Annotated in this window: 28 protein-coding genes and 1 pseudogene; 20 read left to right on the forward strand and 9 right to left on the reverse strand. The window is 34.0% G+C overall.

From position 1 onward, the window contains the following. Positions 1-7: 7 nt before the first annotated feature. Together AB1280_RS06375 and AB1280_RS06380 are read left to right on the forward strand one after the other, a co-directional pair. The gene (locus AB1280_RS06375) at positions 8-1,579 is read left to right on the forward strand and encodes a SagB family peptide dehydrogenase (RefSeq protein ID WP_272187783.1); all 1,572 of its coding nucleotides are present in this window, start codon (positions 8-10) and stop codon (positions 1,577-1,579) included. A gap of 247 nt (positions 1,580-1,826) precedes the next feature. Further along, complete coding sequence (locus AB1280_RS06380) at positions 1,827-1,970, forward strand: hypothetical protein (RefSeq protein WP_272187784.1); 144 nt, start codon at positions 1,827-1,829, stop codon at positions 1,968-1,970. A gap of 83 nt (positions 1,971-2,053) precedes the next feature. Here the strand turns inward: AB1280_RS06380 and AB1280_RS06385 are convergent, their stop codons facing one another. From AB1280_RS06385 to AB1280_RS06395, 3 genes are all read right to left on the reverse strand, one after another. After that, the gene (locus AB1280_RS06385; protein WP_429755258.1) at positions 2,054-2,281 is read right to left on the reverse strand and encodes a hypothetical protein; all 228 of its coding nucleotides are present in this window, start codon (positions 2,279-2,281) and stop codon (positions 2,054-2,056) included. A 369-nt stretch (positions 2,282-2,650) separates the two neighbouring features. Beyond that, complete coding sequence (locus AB1280_RS06390) at positions 2,651-2,974, reverse strand: hypothetical protein (protein ID WP_429757292.1); 324 nt, start codon at positions 2,972-2,974, stop codon at positions 2,651-2,653. Between the two features lie 5 nt (positions 2,975-2,979). Beyond that, positions 2,980-3,132 carry a hypothetical protein gene (locus AB1280_RS06395; protein ID WP_272187786.1) on the reverse strand — a complete coding sequence of 51 codons (153 nt, stop codon included), beginning with the start codon at positions 3,130-3,132 and terminating at the stop codon, positions 2,980-2,982. A gap of 158 nt (positions 3,133-3,290) precedes the next feature. Here AB1280_RS06395 and AB1280_RS06400 point away from each other — a divergent pair, with 158 nt between their 5' ends. From AB1280_RS06400 to AB1280_RS06440, 9 genes and pseudogenes are all read left to right on the forward strand, one after another. Further along, the gene (locus AB1280_RS06400; protein WP_272187787.1) at positions 3,291-3,416 is read left to right on the forward strand and encodes a hypothetical protein; all 126 of its coding nucleotides are present in this window, start codon (positions 3,291-3,293) and stop codon (positions 3,414-3,416) included. Between the two features lie 248 nt (positions 3,417-3,664). After that, on the forward strand, positions 3,665-4,501 hold the full coding sequence (gene speD / locus AB1280_RS06405) for an adenosylmethionine decarboxylase (protein ID WP_429755259.1): 837 nt from the start codon (positions 3,665-3,667) through the stop codon (positions 4,499-4,501). Positions 4,502-4,672: 171 nt separating this feature from the next. Next, positions 4,673-5,677 carry a serine hydrolase domain-containing protein gene (locus tag AB1280_RS06410; RefSeq protein ID WP_429755260.1) on the forward strand — a complete coding sequence of 335 codons (1,005 nt, stop codon included), beginning with the start codon at positions 4,673-4,675 and terminating at the stop codon, positions 5,675-5,677. Positions 5,678-5,781: 104 nt separating this feature from the next. Beyond that, positions 5,782-6,411, forward strand: a pseudogene (locus AB1280_RS06415) (MFS transporter); the annotation flags it as partial. Between the two features lie 175 nt (positions 6,412-6,586). Beyond that, positions 6,587-7,411 (forward strand): DUF2785 domain-containing protein, encoded by an 825-nt coding sequence (locus tag AB1280_RS06420; protein ID WP_429755261.1) that lies wholly within the window; start codon positions 6,587-6,589, stop codon positions 7,409-7,411. Positions 7,412-7,483: 72 nt separating this feature from the next. Then, positions 7,484-8,299: a hypothetical protein gene (locus AB1280_RS06425; RefSeq protein WP_429755262.1), complete on the forward strand. Its 816-nt coding sequence runs from the start codon at positions 7,484-7,486 to the stop codon at positions 8,297-8,299. A 273-nt stretch (positions 8,300-8,572) separates the two neighbouring features. Then, positions 8,573-9,460: an N-acetylmuramic acid 6-phosphate etherase gene (murQ, locus tag AB1280_RS06430; RefSeq protein WP_272187793.1), complete on the forward strand. Its 888-nt coding sequence runs from the start codon at positions 8,573-8,575 to the stop codon at positions 9,458-9,460. Positions 9,461-9,478: 18 nt separating this feature from the next. Further along, the gene (locus tag AB1280_RS06435) at positions 9,479-10,897 is read left to right on the forward strand and encodes a PTS transporter subunit EIIC (protein ID WP_429755263.1); all 1,419 of its coding nucleotides are present in this window, start codon (positions 9,479-9,481) and stop codon (positions 10,895-10,897) included. Positions 10,898-11,050: 153 nt separating this feature from the next. Further along, a complete protein-coding gene (locus AB1280_RS06440) occupies positions 11,051-11,893 on the forward strand; it encodes an alpha/beta fold hydrolase (protein ID WP_429755264.1) in 843 nt (280 codons plus the stop codon). 217 nt (positions 11,894-12,110) lie between these two features. Here AB1280_RS06440 and AB1280_RS06445 read toward each other — a convergent pair whose 3' ends face one another. Continuing rightward, positions 12,111-12,680, reverse strand: a complete 570-nt coding sequence (locus AB1280_RS06445) for a hypothetical protein (protein ID WP_429755265.1) — start codon at positions 12,678-12,680, stop codon at positions 12,111-12,113. Between the two features lie 148 nt (positions 12,681-12,828). After that, positions 12,829-14,208 carry an aldehyde dehydrogenase gene (locus AB1280_RS06450; protein WP_429755266.1) on the reverse strand — a complete coding sequence of 460 codons (1,380 nt, stop codon included), beginning with the start codon at positions 14,206-14,208 and terminating at the stop codon, positions 12,829-12,831. Between the two features lie 220 nt (positions 14,209-14,428). Between AB1280_RS06450 and AB1280_RS06455 the strand changes: the two genes are divergently transcribed. From AB1280_RS06455 to coaW, 6 genes are all read left to right on the forward strand, one after another. Continuing rightward, on the forward strand, positions 14,429-14,560 hold the full coding sequence (locus AB1280_RS06455; protein WP_429755267.1) for a hypothetical protein: 132 nt from the start codon (positions 14,429-14,431) through the stop codon (positions 14,558-14,560). A gap of 158 nt (positions 14,561-14,718) precedes the next feature. Next, positions 14,719-15,495 (forward strand): NUDIX domain-containing protein, encoded by a 777-nt coding sequence (locus AB1280_RS06460; protein ID WP_429755268.1) that lies wholly within the window; start codon positions 14,719-14,721, stop codon positions 15,493-15,495. Positions 15,496-15,583: 88 nt separating this feature from the next. After that, on the forward strand, positions 15,584-17,062 hold the full coding sequence (locus AB1280_RS06465; protein WP_429755269.1) for a nicotinate phosphoribosyltransferase: 1,479 nt from the start codon (positions 15,584-15,586) through the stop codon (positions 17,060-17,062). After that, entirely contained in the window at positions 17,049-17,750 is a 702-nt protein-coding gene (gene nadD / locus AB1280_RS06470; protein WP_429755270.1) for a nicotinate (nicotinamide) nucleotide adenylyltransferase, read from the forward strand. The genes AB1280_RS06465 and nadD overlap by 14 nt, the downstream gene beginning before the upstream one ends. Positions 17,751-17,803: 53 nt before the next feature. Further along, a complete protein-coding gene (nadE, locus tag AB1280_RS06475) occupies positions 17,804-18,625 on the forward strand; it encodes an ammonia-dependent NAD(+) synthetase (protein WP_429755271.1) in 822 nt (273 codons plus the stop codon). A 261-nt stretch (positions 18,626-18,886) separates the two neighbouring features. Further along, positions 18,887-19,711, forward strand: a complete 825-nt coding sequence (gene coaW / locus AB1280_RS06480) for a type II pantothenate kinase (RefSeq protein ID WP_429755272.1) — start codon at positions 18,887-18,889, stop codon at positions 19,709-19,711. A gap of 81 nt (positions 19,712-19,792) precedes the next feature. On the opposite strand, the gene AB1280_RS06485 is transcribed toward coaW, so the two are convergent. Continuing rightward, positions 19,793-19,957 carry a hypothetical protein gene (locus AB1280_RS06485; protein WP_272187804.1) on the reverse strand — a complete coding sequence of 55 codons (165 nt, stop codon included), beginning with the start codon at positions 19,955-19,957 and terminating at the stop codon, positions 19,793-19,795. A 408-nt stretch (positions 19,958-20,365) separates the two neighbouring features. Here AB1280_RS06485 and AB1280_RS06490 point away from each other — a divergent pair, with 408 nt between their 5' ends. The 3 genes from AB1280_RS06490 to AB1280_RS06500 all read left to right on the forward strand — a co-directional run bounded on the left by AB1280_RS06490 (position 20,366) and on the right by AB1280_RS06500 (position 23,374). Further along, the gene (locus tag AB1280_RS06490) at positions 20,366-22,702 is read left to right on the forward strand and encodes a GW domain-containing glycosaminoglycan-binding protein (protein ID WP_429755273.1); all 2,337 of its coding nucleotides are present in this window, start codon (positions 20,366-20,368) and stop codon (positions 22,700-22,702) included. A gap of 121 nt (positions 22,703-22,823) precedes the next feature. Beyond that, positions 22,824-23,009: a hypothetical protein gene (locus tag AB1280_RS06495; RefSeq protein ID WP_429755274.1), complete on the forward strand. Its 186-nt coding sequence runs from the start codon at positions 22,824-22,826 to the stop codon at positions 23,007-23,009. Continuing rightward, entirely contained in the window at positions 22,997-23,374 is a 378-nt protein-coding gene (locus AB1280_RS06500) for a hypothetical protein (protein WP_429755275.1), read from the forward strand. Before AB1280_RS06495 ends, AB1280_RS06500 begins: the two co-directional genes overlap by 13 nt. 903 nt (positions 23,375-24,277) lie before the next feature. Here the strand turns inward: AB1280_RS06500 and AB1280_RS06505 are convergent. The 3 genes from AB1280_RS06505 to AB1280_RS06515 form a co-directional block, all read right to left on the reverse strand. Further along, a complete protein-coding gene (locus tag AB1280_RS06505; protein ID WP_429755276.1) occupies positions 24,278-24,691 on the reverse strand; it encodes a DUF1992 domain-containing protein in 414 nt (137 codons plus the stop codon). Continuing rightward, positions 24,688-25,896 (reverse strand): alpha/beta hydrolase, encoded by a 1,209-nt coding sequence (locus AB1280_RS06510; RefSeq protein WP_429755277.1) that lies wholly within the window; start codon positions 25,894-25,896, stop codon positions 24,688-24,690. Before AB1280_RS06510 ends, AB1280_RS06505 begins: the two co-directional genes overlap by 4 nt. Before the next feature lie 207 nt (positions 25,897-26,103). Further along, complete coding sequence (locus AB1280_RS06515) at positions 26,104-26,589, reverse strand: dihydrofolate reductase (protein ID WP_429755278.1); 486 nt, start codon at positions 26,587-26,589, stop codon at positions 26,104-26,106. Positions 26,590-26,617 lie beyond the last annotated feature (28 nt).

Raw genomic sequence — 26,617 nt, forward strand, 5'->3', positions numbered from 1 at the left:
GAGAAGGATGAGTTTAGAAACATTTTTGAACAATTTACATTTTCATGTTGACAATGCAGCATCTTCGACTTGGGAGGTGGACTGGGAAGACGGGCCACTTGCATATAAACTTTATCGAGATTTACCAGGAATTCCGTTATCTTCAGAAGTTACATTAACACTTGAAAATCTCGAAGTATCAACAGAACCTAATCTTCGGGAAATCGGTCATTTTCTTTGGTACGTATTTGGGATTACTCAATTCAGTCAGTCGACCTTACCGACACAAGAAATGAATGTCATGCAGTCGTATCGGAGATTTGTTCCATCGGGCGGAGGCTTATATCCAAATGAATTGTATATATATTTAAAGATGGAAAATGTGCCTGTTGGGATTTACCACTATGATGTAGCACACCACCGTTTAGTGTTATTAAGAGAAGGGAATTTTGATTCATATATAACGCGGACACTTGGAAATAGCTGTGACACATCTGCTTGTTTCGGTGTTATGTTTGTATCGACAATGTTTTGGAAAAATTTCTTTAAATACCATAACTTTTCTTATCGTTTGCAAGGATTGGATGCAGGGGTATTAATCGGACAATTGCTGGAAGTAGCAAAACGATTTCACTATACATCAAGCGTGCATTTTCAATTTCTAGATCGGGCCATTAATCATTTACTCGGGTTATCAGAACAAGAGGAGAGTGTATATGCAATTATCCCTCTATCAGTAAATTCTGCAACCGTAAAGTGCAATCATGAAAATGATGCTACAAATAAAGAATTCTTCGCTACTCAATTATGCGAAGAATTACCAGTTATTCATCATAATCACTATGTTCGATCCCGAAAGATTGCAGAGTATCCGATGCTGATTCAAATGAATGAAGCATCTATGCTTGACTCTACAAAATCGTTTCAAAAAATCAAGAATGAAACGAATAAAATGCGTGATGGTCAAGCGTTAGTTCTTCCCCGTATAAAGCGAATGTCGTACGACTTAGCATCAGCGTGCCAAAATCGATTTTCACCGGAAATGGATTTTACTTTTAGGAAAATGAGCCAAGAACAATTAACTACATTATTGCATGAAGCAACTGTCTCTTTTATCTATCAAAACGATTTAGATACAAATCATGAAGAACTCGCATCCCGTGTTTCCTTATATGTATGTTTATTTGGCGTTGAAGGTATCCCTAACGGCGCTTATCATTATGATAGTAATGCTCATACATTACGACAAGTACATCTTGGAGATCATCGATTCATACTGCAAAGCGCGATGACATTCCACAATGTGAATCTCTTTCAAATACCACTTTGTCTACATGTAGTAGGGGATAAAAATCATTTTAAAACAGAACTTGGATATAGAGGATACAGAATTCAACAGATGGAAGCAGGCATCATTGTACAGAAGTTATTATTAGCAGCTTCTGCTATAGGACTTGGGGGGCACCCGCTTCTTGGATTCGATGTCAATTTGTGTGACGAACTTTACAGGTTGGATTCAGAAGAAAAAACGAGTCTCATCCAAATTCCAATCGGCTTTTATCGTCAACGTCCTTGGTTGAAAGGGAGTTTGCATAGTTAAATAGTTACAAATTATAACCAACCTAGTTTATTAGAAGTATCAGATAGCTTGGATTCACTTGAATTCAAGCTTTTTTGATGTAACGTGATTGAAACAGTGTTGTAGTTTTAAAAAAACTAATTTCACTTACCGTATTTTTACAATCGATAATACAAATCATTATTTCAATACTCATTGTTCAAATAGAGTAAAAAAAGATACTATGGGGCATGATTATATTTGAAAATATAAGAAGGAGATAACCGAAATGAAAAAACAACCTAATGAAAATAAAAAACAAAACATTAAAAAATTAAACACAGAAGAAAACGCTATTTATAGCGATCCAAAAGATGCGAGTAATATGCAACCAATACCACAGCCAAAAGATTATGATGAAATAGAGTATTAATATAATAGCAAAAAGGAACAGAAACAATTTTATTTCTGTTCCTTTTTTAGTTACTCAGCAACTAATGATAATGTTTTTCTCGTTTATTCCTTATTAGGAGGCGGAAAAGAAAGAAAAACTAATGAATCAATAAGTTCTACTGAAATACTGAAATCATCATGAATCGTAATTACTACACAAGCAACTAACGGTAACGTAATGATAATTACGTCACCATCAATAACAACCCCCGATGAACATGTGTCGTAGTCACTTATAGACAGCTCTATTTCTGCATCTGAAGCAATTAAAATTTCCAAACATATATTCATACATTGTTCGAATACGTAAGCGATTGTAAACCTCTCCTCTCATAATAATCCATAATTCATATGTAGATAGAAGTTTTGACTCCATATCTGAAGGTAGCTCTCATACCATACTATTTGAATGTACCTCCTCTTGATTGGACAGGTTATCTATTTATAAAAAAATAGGTATGTAAGTCAATCTAGAGAATCAGATAAAAGCGCATTTTATAGCAGCAATTATGGACGATTACAATAACGAAAGCGAAAGTTTCACTCTTGTGTATAATTCCTTTCATGAACATAAAAAGCCCGATATAACTTTAATGAAGTTACAATCGGACTTTTTATGCCAAAATTAACTTAATGTAATGGATCGTTAGCAAACGTTACTTAAACATTTCCATACCTCATCCAGCCACTTTCAGATCGCTCCGCTTTATATTTACCGTAAGACAGAAGCTTCATCGTCGAACGAATAGACGCGTGAAACACTAATCTTAACTTCCATTCTTCTTCCATATCATTTGGATAGGCTGTTGATTCGTAAACATAATAAGCTGCCATAATACAGGGAGCTACTTGTTCTGGTTCAAATTCATAAGCAATTGCATCATCTACAACGAAATCAATTAGATATCGATTTCCATCTAACATTTCTTTTTGAAGCAACTTTTTTACAGATTCCGGTACTAATTCTAATATTTTATTTTTTATGCCAGTCATTTTTTTGCTCTTTCAGCACGAAGAATTGCATCATTCGTAGGTGTATTAGGTACATAGTTCCCATGACTGTCAATGCTATGCGCCTCTTTATCATATCGTCCGTTGGCACTACGCTTCTTTATTGTGAACGGATTTTGATTGTTTCCCATATTTATCACCTCCAATGAATAGTATGTGCTAATAAGAAAGTATTTTGTTCAAAAAGAATTCTTTGCAAAAAATGGAATAGAAATAATAATTTATCCTGAATGAAATGGTTACATACGTAAAAAAATAGGTATAAACCTTAACCAAAGGAGGTTAATTTATGACGAACAGAAATGATAATCGAGAACGCAAAAACAAATATCCGAACAATTTAAAGAAAGATACTGAGTTCTCTAAAGATGTAAATATTAGAAGTGAAGTAACGAAAAAAGATTTAAATAAATAGTATTTTGATGCATTAAATATTGAAAAAGCTTGGATTCAACCAAATCCAAGCTTTTTCAAATGATAAAAACAACAAATTTCATTTACCGTATTTTGGTAATAATAATCACAACAAACCAAAAAACAAGATTCAATGAGTTGTAAGTAACCTTACGTAAACAACATATGTATGAAAAAATTATAGGATGGAACTATATTTCATAAAAGGTGTATAAATCATCTTTGAATATAAAAAAAGGGGAATTGATCATGAAACTAACGCCAGAACAGCGCATTCAATTGCATGGGTTTAATAATCTTACAAAATCATTAAGTTTTAATATGTATGATATTTGCTATACAAAAACAAGAGAAGAACGAGAAGCCTATATTGAATACATAGATGAACAATATAACGCAGACAGATTAACAAAGATTTTAAAAAATGTATCTGATATTATAGGTGCGCACGTATTAAACGTTGCTAAACAAGACTACGTCCCACAAGGAGCGAGCGTAACAATTTTAGTTTCCGAAGGACCGATTGTAGAAGTACCAACTGAATCATTTAGCGAATCACCGGGTCCTCTTCCGGGATCAGTCGTTATTCAATTAGATAAAAGCCATATAACAGTTCATACATACCCTGAATATCACCCAGATGAAGGAATCAGCACTTTTAGAGCAGATATTGATGTGTCGACATGCGGAGAAATCTCACCTCTTAAAGCGCTAAATTATTTAATTCACTCATTTGATACAGATATTATGACCATCGATTACCGAGTTCGCGGATTTACAAGAGATATAACAGGTAACAAATTATTTATTGATCACGAAATAAGCTCCATACAAAATTACATTCCAGAGAATGTAAAAAATTCGTATGACATGATTGATGTGAATGTATATCAAGAACATATTTTTCATACAAAATGCAAACTAAAAAATTTTGACTTAAATAACTATTTGTTTGGATATACACAGGAAACATTATCTGTAGATGAACAACAAGAAATTACAAAGAAATTAAAATTGGAAATGGATGAAATATTTTATGGGAAAAATATGAATCATGGCTCAATTGAAGAGGATTCAACTGAATGAAACATCTAAAATATCACTAAAAAGTAGGAAAACTTCTCCTACTTTTTTACTTTTCCGATGTGAAAATTATTCAGTTTTTATGATTAGAAATCGCAGTACTGAAGAAAGGTATTTTTCATTTTTTGTCGAATTTGAATTTTGGTATAGATTCAATACAGAAAGGAATAAAAAATGAAAAAATACGAGCAATTAATTTCATGGGTAGAAAATATTAAAGACCGAAATCATAGCTCCGCAGCAGCACTTTTTATTATGAAAAATAATCAAGTTGTATTGGAGCATTATAGCGGAACTCATTCTAATACAAAAAATAGTTCGCCTATTACAGCAACTTCACAATTTAACGTTGCTTCTGCAAGAAAAAGTTACTTAGGACTTGCGATTGCCTATGCGCTTTATGAAGGGAAAATTAAAAGTCTAGACGATCATGCTGTAAATTACTTTGAAGAGTATGACAAAACTTTACTTGCTAAAACAACAATAAGGCACTTAGTAACTCATTCGCACGGTCTCAATGTAAGTGACAGCGGGATTATGTATCGAGAATTTGAACCTGGAGAAGGGTGGGCTTACAGAGGTATTAATGTCGAAATGATGACGCAGCTCATTAATAAGCTATATAATAAAAGCTTTCCGGAATTACTGAGAGAACGAGTCTTTATACCCGCAGGCTTTACCGAAACAGCTTGGCAAATAGAGGATCATAACAATTTAGTAAAAGTAGTCATTAATCCAAATGAAGCAGCTGAAAGCAAGTTAGGTGCATCAGATGACGGGACAGAATCAAATCTTTTTGTCTCCGCCAGAGAGTTTGCCTTTTGGGGAAATCTTCACCTAAATAAAGGTAAGATGAATGGAAAACAAATTGTCCCAAAAAAAGTTATTGAAATGGCAACACAAGTTCATTCTCCTCATTTTAAAAATACAAATTTACCACAAAACGGATTATTTTGGTTTGTTCAGAATACACCAGCATTGCAAAGTGAAATAGGTGAAAGAGTTTCAAAAGGATCTTATCAAATATTAGGGATAACTGGTCCAACAATTTTAGTGATTCCTGAATATAATGTCGTTGTCGCAAAGATGTATAACAAAAGGTATAACTATGGTGGAAACGATTATCTTCAATATTTAAGAGACTTTAGCAATATAGTGGCTGATACATTTGCTCAATAACCATACTGGGTGATACGACTTGTACATAAGCATTAGAAAATGAAAAACAATAAAAAAGAAAATATATAATCAACAAAAAGACACCTCATCATAAGTGTCTTTTTATAGATTACGCAGACGATACAGCCTATATCACTTCATTATACAATTTAATAAAATGGTTTCCAAAGCGCAAAGGTTTAATTTCTGGGATATGTGTCTCTTCATACGGAACGAATAGCCTAATTTTCAAGTACATTAACGCAAAGTTTATTGCTTCAGTTGGTGTATCCTAAGCGTTTTTATATTGGGGCTTAATTGTTACAGTTTTTGGTAGAAACAGCATGATTTTTCCAGTCGTTATTGGTGATTTCTTCGGTTTAAAAAATCATAGTAAAAACTACGGTATCGTGTATCAAGGTTTTGGTTTTGGAGCACTTGCTGGTGCCTTTATCGGGGCAATTCTAGATGGATTTAGGCCAAATTTTATGGTAATCGCCGCATTATGTGTCGTGTCATTTATCATTGCTATTTTAATTAGACGGCCTAATCAGCAAAAGGAAAAATCAAAAAATTATCGTGGGGCAGCCAAAGCATGTAAGAGAATTATTTCAGGTTTAAAGAAGGAAGAAGAGAATTCTCTACTATATAGAGTCAATTCTTTTCTTTTTCATTTTTATGAGGGGCTCACAAAAGATGGAATAAACAACAATCCAGTAAAACATATAATAGTATTTCTGAAAATAAGGAAGTAAAGTTTACAATGTTTAGAAAAGCTACAGATAGATTAAAATTAATTTTGGAGATGTACTAACATGCAAATAGTTGATACAATTCTACAAAAGTATATATTGAGGATAGCCTATAAAGAGGCATATGAGGTAGTATAAAAATAAAACAGAAAAATTTTAAAAGGGGATAGAAAGTATAATGATGGATGAACAAGACTTGAAACAAGAATTACAACAAATTAAAAATAACAATTATGCTGTACCAGAAGATGTGGATGCCTATCCATATGCCCAATGGATGATGGATTATATCGGGTCAAATGATGCTGAGCTACGGGATGAATTAATTTACAGTACACTCGAACGATGGATTACAAGCGAAGTATTTAGACAAAAAGAGTTACGGGGATTACTGCTGCAGGCGCTTAGTCCTGATTATTTGTTTTATAAAATCGGTGAAAAGGGAACAGACTCTGTTTTTAAGCGTGCTTTCTCAATTTTAATTCCACCGCTTATTTTATCTGTTCATGAAAACGAACCGTTCTTATCTGAAGAACAGCTTTACAGCGTGGCAGAACAAGTTCTCGAATATGTGCATCTTGAGCAGGATGTGCGAGGATATGTAGAGGGAAAAGGCTGGGCTCATTCTACTGCACATGCCGCAGATGCCTTGAATGCTTTAGCTCGTACGATACGAAATCGCGATTTTTCGCATGCTATCCTTACTGTTGTTCGACATAAGGTTCGTCTACATGATTACGTATACATAAACTTCGAGGATGAGAGATTAGTGACGGCAGTAATGTCTATATGGAACCAAAATCTCTTAAACCAAGAAGAGTGGAACAATTGGCTTCACAGCTTTACAATAATTGAAGAAGCTCCGACTTCTCAAAATGATATTTTAGTACAAAACATTAAATCCTTCTTAAGAAGCTTGTATTTCCGAGCTTTAGAACAAGAAGGAAACTCTACGTTGACGATTGCTGCATTGGAGACTTTAAAAAAATTGCATAAGTTTTAATTTGAGGTGTAATTTTATAATTAGATTCATAATGTTATTTTTCACAAAATTAATAAACTCGAGGTAAAAGAAATGAAAAAAATTTCAGCATTCATGTGTGTTTCCCTACTCTTACTAGGAGCATGTGACAAAAAAGAAACTGCTGTACCAAACAATCAAACAGAAAAACAACACGATAAGAAACAAACAGAAAAACAACAAGAGTCTCATGCATCGAAACAAAAAGATGTGTTTGCAGCGACTCGAACAGCTTTAAAAGCAAAAACGAAAATGAATATATTCTTACCAACAGAAATCCCTCTGTCTAATGAAAAAAAGGTTTTATCTGCACATACTGAAGGGCAAGATAAAAATTACATGGTTACATTTTTTGAAAGCAACAGTCCATTACCTGTCGATTCCGCTGTACTTTCGGATTCTAAACAAGCTAAGAAAATCGCAAAACTATCTGTCAAAAAGTATGAGACAAAGGAAGAAGCTGGTAAAAGTTTATGTTCAACATTTAGATTAAATCCTGATTACGAAAAAGATATCCCGAGCAAAGATGATCCTAGTGCAACAGATTTAGGGAATGGAATTAAAGGTTTTACTGAGGGAGCAGCAGGAACAATGTATTTAAATTTTGTTAAGGATCATTGGGCAATTATTGTAAAAAGTCCATTGACAAATAAAGATGAAAATATAGCAATAGCAAAATCCATAGTGAATCAATTAGATAAAGCACCACTACCAACACCAAACTCTTACGCAGTTATAGATGTAGATAACAGACAGAAACAAAACCGTGTGTATTGGCAAAATGGAGATACTTTATATGGAATAGAAACAAGTGGCTCTATCCAAGATGCATTAACTATTGCTGCTCACTTTGAGTCTACGTCTAAGTGATTAACAAATGTATTTGCTCAATGAAGTAGATAAAAGAATCTAAAAATGTCATTGTCCTCTAATCAATTTAGTAAATATATTTCTGTGATGAAACATAACCAATTAAAAAGAAATACATATTGTTTATCAAAAGAAGAGTCTTAACAATTTAAGACTCTTTTTTTTGCATTTAGCATAGCAATATAAAACAAATAGTATTCATGGAGAAGATGAAACATCATCAAGTACATAAATACTATCTGATATATTTCGAAATAAATGAGGGTGATGAATATGCTAGAACATTTAATAACCGAAGCACGTAATAAAAAAACAATGAATTTAGACGAAATGTCAACAATTGATCTCTTAACAATCATGAATGAAGAAGATGCAAAAATTGCAAAAGCAGTGAAACAAGAACTTCCACAAATCGCCAAGGCAGTTGAAGCAATTATTGCAGCAAAAAGAAAAGGTGGCCGCTTAATTTATATCGGAGCCGGAACGAGCGGACGTATTGGTGTATTAGATGCGGTTGAATGTCCTCCAACATTCGGAACGGATCCAGAAGAGGTAATTGGATTAATCGCTGGTGGTGAAAAAGCGTTCATTAAAGCAGTAGAAGGTGCAGAAGATAGCAAAGATTTAGGTATTCAAAACTTAAAAAATATTTCCTTAACAAACAAAGATATTGTAGTAGGAATTGCAGCAAGCGGCCGTACTCCATACGTTATTGGAGGATTAGAATATGCAAATTCAATTGGTACACAAACAGTCGCAGTATGCTGTAACAAAGGTTCAGCAGTCGGAAAAATCGCATCCATTGCTATTGAAGTAGTAAATGGACCAGAAATATTAACTGGTTCCACTCGTTTAAAAGCAGGTACATCACAAAAATTAATTTGCAACATGCTTTCAACAGCTTCTATGGTAGGAATCGGGAAAGTGTATGGGAATTTAATGGTTGATGTTCAACTAACAAATGAAAAACTAATAGAGCGCGCAAAGCGTATCGTGATGGAGGCAACCTCTTGCGATTATGAAACAGCTGAAACTTACTTAGCAAAAGCAAATAATAAACCTAAAATCGCGATTGTAATGATTTTAACAGGACTTTCAAAAGAAGAAGCAATGAAGAAATTAGCAGAAACGCAAGGATTTGTTAGACAAGTCGTAAAATAACCGAAAAGAGGACGACAGATGAACAAATATCATAGCATGGCATCTCAAATTTTAGATGCGGTTGGTGGTAGTGATAATGTTTCAGCATACACAAACTGTATGACACGTCTTCGTATTACACTTGTAAATCGTAATTTAATTAATGAAGAAGTATTAAAAAAGATTGATGGGGTTCTTGGCACTGTTGATGATGAAACATATCAAATTATTCTTGGACCAGGTGTTATAACAAAAGTAGCAGAACAGTTTGGTGCTTTATTAGCAGAGAGAAAAGATGGCTCTTCAAAAATTTCTTCTGCAGATGAACTACAAGCAAAAGCTGCAGAAATCAAGGCAGAATTAAAGAAAAAGAATAATACACCTTTTAAAAATTTTTTAGGAAAAATAGGAAATATTTTCATTCCGCTTATACCAGCATTCGTTGGGGCAGGGTTAATTGCTGGTATCGCTTCAATTCTATTAAATAATATTACAGCTGGAAATTTAGATAAAGAAACTTGGGGACAATACGTAACAGTTTTAAATGTGATTAAAAACGCACTATTTAGTTACTTAATAATTTTTGTTGGCATTAATGCGGCAAAAGAATTCAATACAACACCAGCACTTGGTGGGGTAATCGGTGGTATAACCCTTTTAACTGGCATATCGTCAGAAAATCCAATTCTTAATATCTTTACTGGTCAGCCACTATCTCCAGGACAAGGTGGAGTTATTGGGGTATTAGTGGCTGTTTGGATTTTAGCATTTGTAGAAAAGCTATTACGTAAATGGATTCCCGATGCCATTGAAAGTATCGTGACGCCCACAATCGTATTATTAATAGTAGGGCTTGTAACAATTTTCTTCATCATGCCATTAGCAGGTTTCGTTTCAGATAATTTAATTGGCGCTATCAATTGGGTATTATTACGAGGTGGTGCATTTGCTGGATTTGTACTTGGCGCAACATTTTTACCACTTGTTATGTTAGGTTTACACCAAATATTAATACCAATTCATCTTGAAATGATCAATGCAACAGGTATGACACAATTACTTCCTATTCTTTCAATGGCAGGGGCTGGGCAAGTTGGAGCGGCAATCGCATTATGGATTCGCTGTCGTAGAAATAAATCTTTAACAAATGTAATCAAAGGTGCACTCCCTGTGGGAATTCTTGGCATTGGGGAACCATTAATTTACGGAGTCACATTACCATTAGGTCAGCCCTTTATCACCGCATGTATCGGCGGAGGTATTGGAGGAGCAGTCATCGGATTGCTTGGCAATGTTGGTGCAATTGCTATTGGGCCATCGGGCCTGGCATTAATCCCTTTAATTGCTGGTACAGTATGGTGGAAATACGTCATTGGATTATTTGCAGGATATATTGGTGGATTTATCGTAACCTATTTCTTTGGTGTGCCAAAGGAAGCGATGATAGAACAAAAATAATACATATTAAAAGTACGATTAATTTTTTGATCAATCATTGGGATTCTACTATCATTCACCTACAGGGGAAAACTGCCACTTATGAAATATACATGCCCTAATATGTCCTAATATCTTATAATAATAGGGAATTAATGTTAAAGGAGGGGTAACATGGTTGAGCGAATACTGAAAATAAATAATGTGGAGATTTGTGCAGAAAGTTTTGGAAATCCTAAGGACCCTGCTGTACTTTTAATTATGGGAGCTATGTCTTCATTAGATTGGTGGGATGAGGATTTCTGTCTCCGTCTCGCTGATCAAGGAAGATTTGTCATTCGATACGACCATCGTGATTTGGGACGATCGACTACTTATGAACCTGGTACTTCCAACTACACAATATTAGACATGGCTACCGATGCAGTTGGAGTCCTGGATGCTTATTCCATAAAGCGAGCTCATATTGTTGGAATGTCCTTAGGTGGTATGATTGGTCAAATTCTTGCCCTTAGGTATCCGAATCGTTTATTTACGCTTACTTTAATTGCATCAAGTGTGTTCGGGACTGAGATGGAAAAACTTCCTCCAATGGATGAGAATATCCTAAATCACCATGCAAAGAGTACATCCATAGTTTGGTCAAATCAAGAAGAAGCTGTTTCCTATATTGCGGATGGATGGAAAACTTTAGCCGGTTCCAAACCTTATGAGAGAGAAAGAATATATAAACTGGCGAAAAGGGAAGTAACTCGTGCTAAACAGCTTCCAAGCAGATTTAATCATGCCATGCTGCAAGGCGGAGATGAGTATTACGATAGGATGGGGGAAATCAGCATACCGGTACTCATTATTCATGGAACAGAAGATCCAGCTTTGTCATACGAGCATGGACTTGCTCTTGCGAAAGCAATTCCACATGCTAAATTAGTGACTCTTGAAGGATCAGGGCATGAGATTCATAGTGAAGACTGGGAACAAATAATAGAATCAATTGCAAAATTTAGTTCCCGATGAAAAGAAGTCGTTGATAATTTTAATGGTTATCAACGACTCTTGAGGAAATGCAGGCTGCCGTACAAATCATTGGCAAAAATGACATTCATGAGTTAAATTGAAGTGACATTGTTACCATCAATATATGAATATTCGTTCTGCGACATTTCCTAGAAAACAATAATGGTTTAAATAAATAAGCCGACCATCACAATATTAAGGAGGTCGGCTTTACTCGTTATCTATTTATTCCTATCAGTTTATACCATTTCTTAAAGAATACCCGGCTCAATTCCACCCATATCCAACTGTACACAAAAGAAAAAATATAAATAAATCCTATGATTTTTAATGAAATTGATGTACTGACGATTGGACCTAAAACCGGGAAACGGACAATATAGAGAAGGAAACAGATTCCACCTAGCAATAAGAAAGATGTAAAAAAGATAATGTTGATTCGTTTTTTTAAACTAAAAAGAGATGACCCAATTCCTAAACCTACTATCCCTGTTGTGAACGGAAAAACAAAAGATTCACCGGGTTGGATCAGAACCAGTAAAAGAAAGGTTAAAACATAACTTTGAATTCCAAAGGGAATTGATACAATAGTACAAATCAAAATAGGAGCAGTAGCAAAAGGACTAATGAGATATCCAATCCCCGGAAGAAGGTTTCCAGTTGACTGCAAGAGCGCTGCAAGTGCGGAAAAAATGGCAGTGAGCACGAGTTTTTTAGTATAAGAAAATGTTTTAAAATAATCGTGAAGCTTATATGACTCTTGTGACAAATCGCTAAGCCAATACATAACATTCTCCTTTTTCGTTTGTACTTAGATAACTTTCTTAATACGTCATAAAATTCCTATTTTAGAGGTTGGCTTTTTCCCTGTAGCCAGACTCCTTAAAATCCAAAAATCAACGATACATAAGGTCTTTATCCTTATTTATTCTCTATTACTTAAAAATCTTTCGCAAAATTTTAATTTTGTCCCTATACGGTGGAAATACCAACCCAAAGTCTATCCTTGAACTTTTCTTTAAAATGCTTTTACGATGTGTAAAAGTATCAAAACTATGTTTGCCATGATAGGCACCGAACCCTGCATTTCCTACTCCACCAAAAGGCAAGTGGATATTAGCCATATGTGACATTGTATCATTGACGCATCCTCCTCCAAAAGAAATTCGTCCTAATACTTGTTTTTCGGCGTTTTTATTTTCAGTAAATACATACAAAGCTAACGGTTTGGGATGGTTGTTAATCATATGAATGACCTCATCTAAATCGCTGTACTCCATAATTGGTAAAATCGGTCCAAAAATTTCTTCTTTCATAGCTGCATCATCCCACGATTTTGCTTCAAGAAGTGTTGGTTCAATATATAAATGACTTCTAGATGATTTTCCACCAAATATTATATGAATTTGGTCTTGTTCTAATATAGAAAGAAGTCTATTAAATTGTCTCTCATTGACAATTCGACCATAATCATCGCTTTTTAATACATCTGATCCATAAAAGCTGGTAATGACTTCTTTCATTTTCGAAATCAGTTTTCCCTTAACAGATTTGTGTACAATAACATAATCAGGTGCTATGCAGGATTGCCCGGCATTTATAAATTTCCCCCAAATAATACGTCTGGCTGCTATATCGAGGTTAGCTGTTTCATCGACAATAGCCGGTCCTTTTCCACCAAGCTCTAATGTTACTGGTACAAGGTTTTTCGCCGCAGCTCCCATGACAACTTTTCCAACTGGAACGCTACCAGTAAAAAAGATATGGTCAAATGGTGCATGAATCAATAAAGAAGTTGTCTCTATATCACCTTCAATTACACGAATATATTGCTTTTCAAACGTTTCACTTATTATTTTGTTCATTACAGCTGAAACATTTGGTGCATTTTCTGAAGGTTTGAGGACTACACAATTTCCTGCCGCAATTGCCCCAATAAGAGGTTCAATTAATGATTGGAATGGATAATTAAAAGGTCCAATAATCAACACTGTACCGTATGGCTCTTTTATTATGTAGCTTTTGGAAGGCGCAAAATGAATAGGTGTTTTTACTTTTTGAGGTTTCATCCACTGTTTTAGGTGTTTCATTATAAAGTTGATACTGTTATATGTGAAACCAATTTCTGCAGCATATGATTCAAACTCGCTTTTGTGTAAATCTTGATATAATGCGCTCAGCACTTGATTTTCATATTGTTTAATAGAGTTTTTTAATTTTTCTAACTGTTTAAGGCGGAATTGAAGACTTCTTGTATGATCATGATGGAAAAATTGTCTATGCTCTTGAATAAGTTGTTGCATATTATCAACCATTAGGAAATCCCTCCAATAGCAAGAAAATATTTAAATACCATGTATATCAATTGTAAAAACGATTTGATCCCAATCCATTTATTGTACGTATTGTTCAGACAAATCATTCTTTCTATTAATCTTACAGAATTGTAAGATATCTGTCATCTTTTTCAATAGCATTTAAAAATACCCAGCTTATATACTAAAGGTATACTTACTAAAAGGGGAGTGTGGGAATATGCATGAAGTGATTGAAGAAGTAATAGCTGGCCTATGTGAATTCGTAGTTGAAATTGCAGGTGAAGTCGTTACTGACATCTTTACAGATCGGAATACAGAGGAAAAAAAAGAAGAAAAGGAAATATTGTAAATTCAAATCATTCATTATATAAAAACAAATGATGTACAATGAAATTTTTAAAGATTTCTATGGACAAATCAAAATAATTCGTGCATAATTGTAAATATTAATTAACACATCGTTAATTAATAAGAGTGAGAAATACTAACCACTTAGGAGGGAGACAAATGTCAAACCAAGAAGCTCTAAAACAATATGATGTAAAAAAATATAAGACACCTGATGGCTATACATCAGATATCGCAGTATTTACTATTGTTACTGAAGAAAAAGAAGAACATAAACCTCCTGTTATGGCTCTGAAATTAATGCTGATCAAACGGTCATTAACAAATGCAGAAGGAAAACCTAATATGGAAGCAGGGAAATGGGCGTTACCTGGCGGCTTTGTACAGGATGATGAAACGGCGTTTGAAGCAGCAAAGCGAGAGCTGGAGGAAGAAACAGGTGTAGAAGGTATACATATTAAACATTATGGCGTGTATGATAAACCTGGCCGTGATCCACGAGGTTGGATTATTTCTAACGCGCATTATGCCATTGTATCAGAGTATTATTTAGAAAAACGTCAAGCTAATGATGATGCTGCAGAAGTTGCATTATTTTCAGTTGATGAAGTTCTGAAACTTGACTTAGCTTTTGATCATCATCAGATCATAAGTGACGCAATTAAATTTATTACAATTGATTTACTTCAAACAACTGTCGCAAAAAACTTTTTACCAAAAAGTTTCACATATTCTGAGTTACAAGCCGTATTATTAACAGTTACTAAGGATCCAGCAATTAAGAGTGGACAGGCATTCGCGAGAAAAATAAAAACGTTGCCGTTTATTCAAGAAATTACAGGTCAAACGACTCAACGAACATCAAAAAAGTCCGCACAATTATATCGTTTTGTAGAGATGGACATAGTACAACCAATATACACGGCTAGATATTAATTTTTTTAAAATAAATATTTAACAATTTGTTAATTGTTAAATATTATAGAAAATACAATATATGTTTACATACTGGGAGGAATTTATAATGAATTATACATATACAGATGATAGCTTAGCACTACATACTGATCTTTATCAAATAAATATGGCAGAAACGTACTGGGAAGATAATATACATAATCGTAAAGCTGTATTTGAGGTATTCTTTCGAAAACTTCCATTCGGAAATGGTTACGCTGTCTTCGCTGGTTTAGAAAGAATCATACATTACTTAAAAAGTTTCCGATTTACTGAAAATGATATTGCATATCTTCGCGATGAATTAGGATATCAAGAGGATTTTTTGAAGTTTTTAAAAGGTATAGAGTTTACCGGAACTGTCCGCTCAATGAAAGAAGGAGAATTAGTCTTTGGGAATGAACCGATACTTCGAATAGAGGCGCCTTTAGTAGAAGCTCAACTTATTGAAACAGCCATTCTAAACATTGTAAATTACCAAACATTGATTGCAACGAAAGCTTCACGCATGAAACAAGTAGTAGGAGAGCAAACTGCAATGGAATTTGGAACTCGCCGGGCTCATGAAATGGATGCCGCGATTTGGGGCACAAGAGCTGCATATATCGGTGGATTTGAAGCTACATCTAATGTACGTGCTGGAAAACTGTTTGGAATTCCCGTAGTTGGTACACATGCACATGCAATGGTTCAAGCATATCGCGATGAATATACCGCTTTTCATAAATACGCTCGTAGACATAAGGATTGCGTATTTTTAGTAGACACTTATGATACATTAAAATCAGGGGTACCGAATGCTATCAAAGTTGCCAAAGAACTTGGCGATCAAATTAACTTTAAGGGAATTCGATTAGATAGTGGAGATTTAGCTTATTTATCTAAAGAAGCGAGAAAAATGTTAGATGAAGCAGGATATACAGAAACAAAAATTATTGCATCTAATGATTTAGACGAAAAAACGATCACTCATTTAAAATCACAAGGAGCGAAAATTGATATTTGGGGCATTGGAACAAAATTAATTACAGCATTTGATTCTCCTGCACTTGGAGCCGTTTATAAACTTGTTTCCATCGAAGAAAAGAACGGTGAAATGGTGGATACAATTAAAATCAGTTCCAATTCTGAAAAAGTAACTACTCCGGGTCTTAAGAAAGTGTACCGTATCATTAATACGATAAACAAAAAATCAGAAGGAGATTACATCGCGTTAGAGACGGAAAAACCAACTGAAGAAGATCGATTAAAAATGTTTCATCCAACGCATACATTCATTAGTAAATTTATAACTAACTTCGAAGCTAAAGAGCTGCATCACGATATTTTTTCAGAAGGTAAATGTGTTTATCAATCTCCATCGCTGCAGGAAATTCAGCAATTTACAAAAGACAACTTAGATTTACTTTGGGATGAATATAAACGTGGATTAAATCCAGAAGAATATCCTATGGACCTTAGTCAAAAGTGTTGGGACAACAAAATGAAGAATATTGTGGAAGTAAAACAAAAAGTTGCGGAGATGATTAAAAATGAAAATAAATGAAATCGAATCGACGAAAAGTATGAAATATCTTCAAGAGTTGAATCCAGAAAAAGATATTAGTGAGCTGTTTAAAAAAGGGCGACGAATTGGGATATACGGTTCATCATTCGATCCAATTACAAATGTTCATTTATGGACTGCCTCAACTGTAGCACATCGTAAAAAACTAGATTATATTATCTTTTTACCTTCTACAAACATGCGCATTGATAAGAAAATACAGACGACCGGAGATCATCGCGCTAAGATGATTAGTTTAGCCATACAAGATAACCCGAAGTTCATTCTGGACACGCATGAATTAAACGTATTACCAGGCAAACATTATACATACTATACAATGAAGCATTTTAGGACTATATTTAAAGAAGCGGACTTATTCTTTATCATGGGTGCAGACCTTTTAGTAGATATCGCTGATGGAAAATGGAAAATGGATAAAGAATTGATTAGTGAAAATAATTTTATCGTTATGGCTCGCAATGGTATCGATATGCTCCAAACGATTAGTCGATCTGCTCTCCTTCGTAATTATGACGATGGTAGGTTTCAATTAATCGATAAAGGATTAGCTATGGAAATTAGCTCTACATATATACGCGAAGAATTTTCTAAAGGTGGCGAACCGCGGTACCTTCTTCCGGATAACTGCTACTATTACATTAAAGAAAAAGGTTTGTATCAATAATAGAGATTACATATCATATAAAACGCAAAAAAACTGAAAGGGAAGATTTTGAAATGACAACTTTACAACAAAAAATCATGTCAGACTTAAATGTGTCAGCAGTCATTGATCCACATCAAGAAATTCGTAAAAGAGTCGATTTTTTAAAGGATTATGCACTTAAAACAGGAGCAAAAGGATTCGTTTTAGGAATTAGCGGTGGTCAAGATTCAACATTGGCTGGAAGACTTGCTCAGCTAGCGGTAGAAGAACTGAGAACCGAAGGGCATAATGTAAAATTTGTAGCTATTCGCTTACCGTACGGTATTCAAAAAGACGAAGATGATGCACAGGCAGCATTACAATTCATTCAGGCAGACGAAGAACTTGCATTTGATATTAAAACGACAGTAGACGCTTTTGCAGAGCAATATCAAAAAGATGCAAAAGAGCAACTTACAGATTTCAATAAAGGAAATGTAAAAGCACGAGTTCGAATGATTTCACAATACGCAGTAGGTGGACAAAATGGCCTTCTTGTAATCGGTACAGACCACGCAGCAGAAGCTGTAACAGGTTTCTTCACGAAATACGGAGATGGTGGTGCTGATATTCTTCCGTTATCGGGATTAACAAAAAGACAAGGAAGAGAACTATTAAAAGCTTTAGGTGCTTCAGAAAGATTGTATTTAAAAGTTCCAACAGCAGATTTATTAGATAATAAACCACAACAAGCAGATGAAACCGAACTAGGAATTTCTTATGATGAATTAGATGATTATTTAGAAGGTAAGCAAGTATCTAAAGAAGTAGCAGAAGCAATCGAAAAGCGATATTTAGTTACTGAACATAAACGACAACTTCCTACAACTATGTTTGATGATTGGTGGAAATAATAAAATTGCAATGGCATGAAATTAACGATATAGATTAGTTCGATAACAAACCAAATAAAGAATGCACATACTAGATGTATCTATATGTGCATTCTTTTTGTTTGTACATATTCACATTATCTCCATACCCAAAATAGAAAGTATGCTATGAACAATAGTTAAAAGTAGAAAAATTCTTGAAATAAAGTAAAATAATTAAGAAAGTCCTTATAAAAATCTAAAATATACACGAGTGAATCTAAATAAGGAGCGAGTGAAGCAATGAAAGGAACTGTCGGTATCGATGTTGGAGGCACATTAACCAAAATTGCTTATTTTGATAAAGATAATGAATTACAACTTCAAAACTTTTGTTCCGATGAACTTGAAAAAGTGGGAGACTGGATTAATTCGAATGATTTAATAAATGAAATATGTATTACTGGAGGCAAAGCTGAACAACTAAAAAAGCTTATTTTAGCGAAACAGCATATAAATTATATTTTAGAGTTCGATGCTACATGTAGAGGCGTTAATTATCTACTTCATAAAAGTAATTATTCTTTTGAGAATTATGTAGTTATCAATATTGGAACAGGTACCTCCATACATATAATGAACGGAAATACATACTTTCGTATAGGAGGAACTGGAATAGGCGGTGGTACATTGAAGGGGCTATCTACACTATTAACTGGTATAGAATATTTTGATGAAATTGTAAAATATTCGCAGATGGGTTCTAGGACAAAATTAGATATAAAAGTTAGTGATATTTATACTGAAATAAAGTCTCCTATAGATGGAGATCTTACTGCCAGTAACTTTGGAAATGCCTCCATTAGTAAGGGGGATCATAATATATCAGATTTAATCGCAACTGTTCAAGGGCTTGTTGGAGAGGTTATAACAACTTTGAGTCTTCAAGTTGCAGAGGCGCAAAGCATAGATAATATTATTTATATAGGATCTACTTTATCAAATAATGAACCGTTAAAAAATATCATAAGCGGTTATACACTACAGTACAATAAAAATCCTATTTTCTTTAAAGATCCTGGATTTAGCGGTGCTATCGGTGCTTTATTAAGTGAAACTAGATCATAATTCACACCCAAAAAGCATGGCAATTTACCATGCTTTTTGAATAAATCTTTCTAGAACATGCACTGAAAAGTTCATTTTTAATTATAGGCTATCTTTTTTAGTAGATAATTCACCGCCAGATTTCCCTTTGGACTGAGAGGTATCTTTCACACGAACATAACCCGTAGTTGCGTCTTCAGTAGTAGGTCCAGCTGTATTAAATCTCTCATCTCCAGTGCGGTGAGAATCGTTCGATTGATTTTTCATGGAGCACCTCCTAGTTAGAATAAGTGTAGTATGCCCATGTTAGAGGCGTTATTATATTTAATTTTTCATTTATTTTGCCATTCTTTTATTTTATTGATTCTATGCTAAATACATAAAGAACAACAATTTTGAAATACCTCTAAACTTAATGGTAGAGCAGCGGCATGAATTTCAAAAAGAAAGCTAAGTCATAATTTAACTTGGGAAGAAATCCAAAGAAGAAATAGTTACATGAATCAATTAAAAAATATCTGTTTACTTATTTTTTCTATAATTGTATTGATATAATAAAAGAGTAGTTAAGATAAGTAGATTCAATATTTTTTACGAATCACCATCTTAATATACATAAAATTGTAAAAAAGTATATTTAGTAAGACTAAAACAAACTAAAGGGGATTTAACATTGTGTCTAAAAAGAAAAACTCAAAACTAGGTACTTTATTATGTGTAGCAGGAACAACATTAATGTTAGCTTCGCCAACAATAACTAATGCGGAAACACCGATTGTAAACGTTCAAGGTAGTCAAATTATCGGAGTAGGAACTCATGGTATTTGGTCCAGGCCTTATGGTTTGCCTGGTGCTAATTATGTTGGTTCTACAAGCCTTTATTTAGGTGAAGAAATCGATTTTGATCAAAAGATAGATTTAAACGGGGTTACTTGGTACAAAATCAGCTTAGACGGAAAGAACCTAGGTTGGGTAGACAGCAGAGCATTCAGTAAGCTATCAAACATTGAGAAAGTAAATGAAGACGTGTATATGGGGTATATGAAAGTGGACGCTCACGGTGTTTGGTCTGCACCTTATGGTATTGATGGTGCAAATTACATCGCCCCAACTGATAAGTACGCTTATAAAAACGTTAAAATAATTGAAAAAGCGGTTAATGGTAAAACAACTTGGGTTAAAATTAGCATTGACGGTCAAGTTGTAGGCTGGGTAGACAAGCAAGTAATCGACAATGGCAATGTTAAACCTGCAAACTTCAATGTAGTAATCGGAAATACGGTTGGTAATGATATTTGGTCTGCACCTTGGGGTACGAACTATGCGGAGTATGGTGGTTCTACAAACCAATACGCTTATCAAACTGTTCATGTATCAAAGACATTAAAGGTAGGTAGCACGAACTGGTACTACATCAGTAAAGACAACAAAAACATAGGTTGGGTTGATGGGGTAAAATCTCTATCTACTTTAGATCAAGTAAAAGATGAAAACTTCTATATGAGTGTCGGAACAGATAAAAGTTCTGATGGTGTTTGGTCTGCACCATACGGCGAACCAGGTGCTTACTGGATAGACTCTGCAAGTAAATATAACTTCCAACGTGTACAAGTTATCCAAAGTGGAGTGAAGAACGGTACTACATGGTATAAAATTAAGCAAGGAAACACAGTACTTGGTTGGGTAGACTCTAGAGTCAAAAGCAACATTGAAACACAAGAAGAAAACAAGACAGCTTACATTGATGTCGTTAAAAGTTCAGACGGTGTTTGGAGTCAACCTTATGGGGTACACGGTGCATATTGGATTAATTCATTAAGTAACTACTCATTTAAGGAAGCAAAAGTTGTTTCAAGCGCAGTAGTAAACGGCACAAAATGGTACGATATATTTGTTGATGGTCAACGACTTGGTTGGGTAGACTCTAAAACTCTTACTACTAACTTCTATACTCGCTATGAAGATAAAACTGTTATGCTAGGTGATGTAAACGGTAATGGTATATGGTCAGTGCCTTACGGTCTAGAAGGTGCTAGATGGGTTAATGGTGCAAATGCATATTCAAACAAACCAATCCATGTAACTCGTAGATTAGTTATGGGTAATACAACATGGTATAACTTTGAAGTAGATGGTAGAGAACAAGGTTGGGTAGACGCTAAAGCGGTATCTAATGCAACAAACATCAGAACATTGAATGAAACATACCATGTAGTAGGTCAAAGCGGTCATGGGGTATTATCTCGACCTTGGGGTATGCAAGGTGGTTCTTACATTCAACCTGCAAACAATCTATTAGGTAAAAACCTAACTATGAAGTTAACTATGGATTACAATGGCACAACTTGGTATGGTTTTGATTATAACGATCAGTTTAGCTGGATAGACTCAAAAGCAGTAGCAAGAGGTGCAGTACAACAAGATGGTTTAAGTGGTATTGTAGCTTCATCCTCAACGGCTCAACGTACAAATCAAATTGTAACTGTAGTGGCTTCGGGAACCTCTGCTAGAGTGTCTTTATTTGAGAAAGAAGACGGTTTATGGAATGAAAAGCTATCTACAAACGGTTTTGTTGGCTCTCAAGGGGTTGGACAAGCTAGTGAGTCTACAAGTAGAACTCCTAAAGGTTCTTATTCTCTAGGATTCTCATTCGGAACTTCAAACCCAGGAACTAACTTACCATTCCGTCAAATTACACCTAATTCTTATTGGATTAGTAATGTAAACGATGACCAATATAACACATGGCAAGAACGTAATAGTTCTTCTAGAAGTGATGAACACTTAATTGACTATCCTGCACAATATAAATACGGTATTGTAATCAACTATAATACAGAAAACATTCAAAAAGGTGCAGGTTCTGGTTTCTTCTTACACGTGTCTAATGGTAAACCAACAGCAGGTTGTGTAGCTATTCCAGAAAACCAAATGTACGAATTAATGAAGCGAATCAAACAGGGTGCTTGTATTATCAACGTAAATAATGAACAAGAGATTAAAAACTACTAATTAATATAAAAATTGTAAACTATGAATTTAAGCATTAAATATAAAATTGAATAAACTGAGAATAGTGGATAAGCGATCCTTATCCACTATTTAAGCATAATTAAGAAGGAGAAAAATTATTATGCCATCTTATATTCATTTTAAAGAGAAAATAACACAAACGGATTATGAAATTAAAATCATTTCATTTGGAAACAACTTTCCAAGTATTGATATATTTGAATCACAACTCCATTATCTATTTATAATGATCCGCTCAGGAATAGACATACAGGATATAAAGAAAGAACTGAATTGGACTACATAAGAGCTAGATCAACATATCAACACATTATAGAAAGAAGGGGTATTAATAAAAGAAATAAAAGTAGTTATTATCCTGCATGTATGGTTATAACAGCTTATGAAGGAAAGCAGCTATATAATCTCTGTGAACATCGGCCTTTTTCTCCTATAAAAACCTACTTAAAGTTAGACGCTAAGGTAAATAATTTAAACCCTGGTAATAAATATCGAGAAGTTCATAATAAGATAACAGACACTATGCTTTCAGCAAAGTCCGGTTTCATTACAATTAGAAATGGATTAAACATAAACGATGAAAGTTTAGTCAATGAAGGTAAAGACGCAGAAGACAAGATTGAAATAAGTTTATATAACAAGAGCACATAAAAGTATACATAAAAATGCCACAATTATAACCGCTTAAAACAAAAATAACAAAAGAGGGGGAGAATCTTTATTACTTATTTTAATTTAGTTAATTCTTTTTCTAGTTTACATAATATAAATTATAGGTAGTTATAAAAAAGAAGAGGTTTTATATCTCTTTAATTAAGTAAACTATACATTTTGAGATAAAACAGAGATTTTGAAACAATCCATAACATATATACATGCCAGTTTAAAACTTCATAAATTTAAATACACGCTAAAATTTCATATACAACAATTCATTGCATACATCCGTAGAAATTTTATTTTGAATCATTACAGTCATATTTTATATTGAATTGCATTGAAAATTTTATTTGTGAACTTTCTTTTCTTTTTATTTTATATTTATTTACATCTTATTTTCTAAATATATACAGAAACTTGTTGTATATAAAAATTTCTCATAATTAAGTCTATCCTATATTTCTTTTATTCAATTTACAATTATTAGTTAACATAATATTTTTATGAAATAAAAAATCCTCCCTTATTATTTTTGGAAGAATTTTAATACTAGTATTGACCTTGATCTTCTCCAACAAATGTGATGATTTACTTGCTAACGATTTGACTCTATATATCCCCTGTCCATAATAACGATATTTCTTTGTAAGTGTCAGATTTTAAAGTATTCAACATCAATAAGTATGTATCCTATGAAAGTTAAGAGAAGAACTATAGTAAAGAAGATTATTTTTTGCGTTTTACTCCTGTTTTTAAACCATCCCCATCTTTTGGTATCCATGTCTAACCAATAGTAATCAACCAGAAGAAATAACAAAATGACTAAGAAATAGCAAAAGATTTTCAGCATAATCACCTCCTTTATTAGCCCCATAAATGCATGGTACCTTACTATTAACTTGGTATACTTATCTTCATTTTTTGCGCTGACGGTGGACAAGTTAAATTGTACTCATGAATTTTTTTATTAATCATTTCAACTAATGCAGCTGTTTCTTCGTTTTCCGTGCATGTATGCAACTTCTCCTTTAATGTATCAATCTCTTTCGAAAGCTCAATCCATCTCGGCAATACATGATTATCTTTCAGTGTTTTATATAATTGTTTTTCTGGATTATAAGAGAGACTTTTATCCATTTGCAGTGGCTTTCCTTTACCTACTAAGTCATCGAATACGCCTTCTTTTTGCGACCGTTTAATAATCGAACTTATATGATCTTCATACGTATATGACCATACCTTTTCATCTTTTACTAGAATCTCTTGTTTCTTTAACGCTTTATCTAACTCTTTTTCTCTATCTTTCATATGTTTACTCCTCCTTTTTTATTAATTTTTAATTGTTGTAAGGATACTAATCCATCAGCAAACTGTTTGTGCCACCACAGTACATCGTGACCACCAGGGAATTCGACATAGGTACTTTGATATTCTTCTTCTTTAAGTACTTGTGATAACCTCCTGTTTGCTTCTAATAATGGTTTATTTTCTAACTGCCCGGCACACATATAAATTTGTAATGGTAACGTGCTGCTGCTTTTAAATTGATCTTCAATCCAATGGTGTGCTCCTGTGTAATTTTCTTTCTTCCAATGTACAGAGCCAGACATTGATAAAACGTTTCCGAGATGCTCTGGATATTGCAATGCTGCATAAAAAGCTGCTAAACCACCAAGACTGAATCCGCCAATTGTTGTATGATATGGATTTGTATTAACATGATATCTTTGCTGAATCCAAGGAAGTAGTTCTTTTGTTACAAACATATTCATTTCTTCAGAGAATGTGAGTTCTGTAAATCGATCTACATGATCAATGCCAATTAGAATACATGGCTGAATTGCTTTTGTATGTATAAGATGATCTAGTGTTGCCGCTGCTGATAACGACTGCAGCATAGATCTGCCATCAAACATGATAAGAAGGTCATAAGAAGATTGTTCAGGTGAGTAATGATGTGGAGTATAAATCCTAAGTTGTCGTTCATTTTTTAATATAGAACTATGAAACTGGTGCGTTTCCACTTTTCCTTTTGGAATATGAGTTTGTTGCTTTGTTTTATCAATTTGCGACGATAGGCCTAGCTCTAACACAGAAATTGGTCCTGCTTCATGCTTAAACATCTTAGAATTCAATGGATCTCGCTTATAATTTCCACTTCGTTTTATCCAATCTTGTTCAAAATGATCATTAATTGAAAAGTAATACGTTGAAGCAAACTTTTCATTTGTTCGAAACGTTTTAAACCATATGTTTGTATGTAAGAACTTATCCATTTCATTCGCTGCTATTTCCCAACCAGGAAAACTTCCAAATATATATGCATTTTCGGTCAGTTCATCACCTAACCAAATATATGTAACAAGATCATACTCATCATCAATTGGACAAGTCTCTACAATAGGTAGTTCTTGTTTTTTAATGCTCTCTAAAAACGATGTAAGAGCAGGGTGGTTCCCTTCATTTAATTGCTTTGCCAACTCATCCATAATCGGACTCATTAGTTTCTTCATTCTTTACCTCCCTTTCCTCGGTCTTGCTCAATACTTATTTCAGTAATAGAATGATTGTTTCCTTGTTATTTACTATGGATATAGTGTCTATTTTGTGAACAAAATTTATATTTAGGACGATATAAAATAAAGTATTTAAAAAGGTATTTTCCTGTCTAGAAAACACCTTTTTAACATACCACTAGTTATCGGTAGTTCTTCTCGAACTTATTTTATTTTTTCAAATACATGAAAGTAATGCTCATAGTGGTTCTTTTCATCTTTAATCCCTTTTTCGACTGATAATTGTTTCCACGAGGAAAAATCAATCGTTGGGAAGAAACGATCTCCTTCAAAAGGAGCGTGAATCTTAGTTATGTATAACTTTTGAGTGTAGGGAAGAAATTTTCGATAGATTTCTTCTCCCCCAAGAATAAATACTTTTTCGCCTTCACATTTAGAAAGAGCGTCTTCAATCGAATAAGCGATATGACAGCCTTCAGCCTTATAGTCTTTATTTGTTGTTAGGACGATGTTTTTACGTCCATTTAAAGGTTTTCCTATTGATTCATAGTTCTTTCTTCCGAGAATGATAGAATGCCCCATAGTAATTCTTCTCAAATATGCCCAATCATTCGGGAGTCTCCAAGGAAGATCGTTGTCTTTGCCAATTACATTATTTTCTCCGACAGCAACCATTGCGGATATTATCATGTTTTCATCTCCATTACGCCATCTTATC

Origin of the sequence: Bacillus sp. S10(2024) (assembly GCF_050473865.1) — a bacterium.
Classification (GTDB): domain Bacteria; phylum Bacillota; class Bacilli; order Bacillales; family Bacillaceae_G; genus Bacillus_A.